This window comes from Microcoleus sp. D3_18_C2, from assembly GCF_036702395.1.
Classification (GTDB): domain Bacteria; phylum Cyanobacteriota; class Cyanobacteriia; order Cyanobacteriales; family Microcoleaceae; genus Microcoleus.
The window spans coordinates 123,820-125,003 of the sequence record NZ_JAUBTG010000009.1 but is presented as its reverse complement, the minus strand read 5'-3'; the positions used below and the strand labels follow the sequence as shown (position 1 = coordinate 125,003).

At 48.6% G+C, this 1,184-nt stretch carries 1 protein-coding gene; it reads right to left on the bottom strand.

All coding sequences use genetic code 11. From position 1 onward, the window contains the following. Nucleotides 1-1,184 (bottom strand): calcium-binding protein (locus QUA88_RS08750; RefSeq protein ID WP_445251567.1); only part of this gene is annotated, 1,184 nt, incomplete at both ends.

Sequence of the window (1,184 nt, the reverse complement as noted above, 5' to 3'; positions counted from 1 at the left end):
AATTGTTAAAGTCGCTTGGGAAAGTGTTTCCAGCAGCAGTTAAATCGGCCACGCTACCTGAGTTGGTAGTAGTACCAGCAGGAGATGCGATCGTACCTGTAAATACAAAGTCCGCCGTTCCCAGATTGCTAGCAGCAGTACCCAGATTCGCAATCAAGGTCGAACCACCGGCTACGGTACCGTTCGAGTCAAAATACAACTCTGTTTCGTTCGACGCATTAGTAAAGGCGAAGAAACCAGCAGTTGTAGAATTGCCCAGGGCTTTAGCTTGTGCATCTTGCAAAGAGGCATAACTGCCACCTGTGAAAATCACTAACTCTTTGCCAGTAATGTCAGGAGTTGAACCGCTAACACCGTCAAAGTTAGTCGTAGTCAAATTGCCGAAAGCGCTCGCGCTAAACTCGAATTTGTCCACCCCAACAGTAAAGTCAGCAATTTTATCGCCGCCTTCTTTCGTTGTCCTGTAAACAAACAGATCCGCACCACTGCCGCCGCTTATGACATCCAAACCAAGGCCGCCGGTGATGGTATCGTTGCCGTCGCCGCCAAGGATGGTATCGTTAAAATTGCTGCCGACAATGTTGTCATCGCCTGCTAAACCATCGAAATTAACGGCAGCCGGATAAGTGCCGAAATTCACATTGTCAGCACCAGCAGTACCGACAGGAACATTTAGTGACGTGCCGCTGAAGACAAAGTTACTGACTTGCAGGCGAATGCTTGCCGAGAAACTCGTGAGAACTTCAAAGCGCGCCCCAACAGCAAATACCAGTACAGCACGACCGGTCTCGGCATCTATAAACTGACAGAAAGTAGGCGCTTCTCGGTTGCCACCCAAAGCTATAAACCGCGCTTGCAAAGACGCGATGCTGTTAACAGTGGTATCCAGGCTGAAATCGAGCAAGTTAGCGCTGCCGATCGACCCCACAGTAGAAGTAGCAGTAATCTCCAGTCGGGTCAAGCTAGAAACGGTGAGATTACCAAAAGCTGCCGTAGAAAGCTCTAAAACATCGTCATCGACACTAAAGTCAGTAATAAAGTCAGCTTCTACAACTGTTTGAATCTCTTGGCGAGAAGTGCGGTAAATAAAGCGATCCTTTCCACTACCCCCAATTAGAGTATTGGTTCCTAGACCACCTTCGATCTCGTCATCATCATCGCCGCCTTGAACTTTGTCGTTGCCC